A 1,599-nucleotide genomic window follows, 5' to 3' on the forward strand; every position below is an offset into this window, starting at 1 on the left:
TATCAATCTGTGTGAACACTCATCGCAATAATCATCGTATAAGGAGGTGATCCAGCGCCAGGTTCCCCTAGCGCTACCTTGTTACGACTTCACCCCAGTCATGAACCACAAAGTGGTGAGCGTCCTCCCGAAGGTTAAACTACCCACTTCTTTTGCAGCCCACTCCCATGGTGTGACGGGCGGTGTGTACAAGGCCCGGGAACGTATTCACCGTGGCATTCTGATCCACGATTACTAGCGATTCCGACTTCATGGAGTCGAGTTGCAGACTCCAATCCGGACTACGACGCACTTTTTGGGATTCGCTCACTTTCGCAAGTTGGCCGCCCTCTGTATGCGCCATTGTAGCACGTGTGTAGCCCTACTCGTAAGGGCCATGATGACTTGACGTCGTCCCCACCTTCCTCCGGTTTATCACCGGCAGTCTCCCTGGAGTTCCCGACATTACTCGCTGGCAAACAAGGATAAGGGTTGCGCTCGTTGCGGGACTTAACCCAACATTTCACAACACGAGCTGACGACAGCCATGCAGCACCTGTCTCAGAGTTCCCGAAGGCACACCTGCGTCTCCGCTGGCTTCTCTGGATGTCAAGAGTAGGTAAGGTTCTTCGCGTTGCATCGAATTAAACCACATGCTCCACCGCTTGTGCGGGCCCCCGTCAATTCATTTGAGTTTTAATCTTGCGACCGTACTCCCCAGGCGGTCTACTTAACGCGTTAGCTCCGAAAGCCACGGCTCAAGGCCACAACCTCCAAGTAGACATCGTTTACAGCGTGGACTACCAGGGTATCTAATCCTGTTTGCTCCCCACGCTTTCGCATCTGAGTGTCAGTATCTGTCCAGGGGGCCGCCTTCGCCACCGGTATTCCTTCAGATCTCTACGCATTTCACCGCTACACCTGAAATTCTACCCCCCTCTACAGTACTCTAGTCTGCCAGTTTCAAATGCAGTTCCGAGGTTGAGCCCCGGGCTTTCACATCTGACTTAACAAACCACCTGCATGCGCTTTACGCCCAGTAATTCCGATTAACGCTCGCACCCTCCGTATTACCGCGGCTGCTGGCACGGAGTTAGCCGGTGCTTCTTCTGTTGCTAACGTCAAATGATGCCGCTATTAACGACACCACCTTCCTCACAACTGAAAGTGCTTTACAACCCGAAGGCCTTCTTCACACACGCGGCATGGCTGCATCAGGCTTGCGCCCATTGTGCAATATTCCCCACTGCTGCCTCCCGTAGGAGTCTGGACCGTGTCTCAGTTCCAGTGTGGCTGATCATCCTCTCAGACCAGCTAGGGATCGTCGCCTTGGTGAGCCCTTACCTCACCAACTAGCTAATCCCACCTGGGCATATCCTGACGCGAGAGGCCCGAAGGTCCCCCTCTTTGGCCCGTAGGCATCATGCGGTATTAGCCATCGTTTCCAATGGTTATCCCCCACATCAGGGCAATTTCCCAGGCATTACTCACCCGTCCGCCGCTCGCCACCCGAGAAACAAGTTTCTCTGTGCTGCCGCTCGACTTGCATGTGTTAGGCCTGCCGCCAGCGTTCAATCTGAGCCATGATCAAACTCTTCAATTAAAAGTTTTTTGAAGCTT

1 rRNA gene is annotated in these 1,599 nt (G+C 53.7%); it reads right to left on the reverse strand.

Annotation, left to right across the window (positions count from 1 at the left end):
- Positions 1-39: 39 nt before the first annotated feature.
- A 16S ribosomal RNA gene (locus tag PQQ36_RS22405) occupies positions 40-1,582 on the reverse strand.
- Positions 1,583-1,599 lie beyond the last annotated feature (17 nt).

It is taken from the genome of Vibrio sp. CCUG 15886, assembly GCF_028570825.1.
In the GTDB taxonomy this organism is placed as follows: domain Bacteria; phylum Pseudomonadota; class Gammaproteobacteria; order Enterobacterales; family Vibrionaceae; genus Vibrio; species Vibrio vulnificus_B.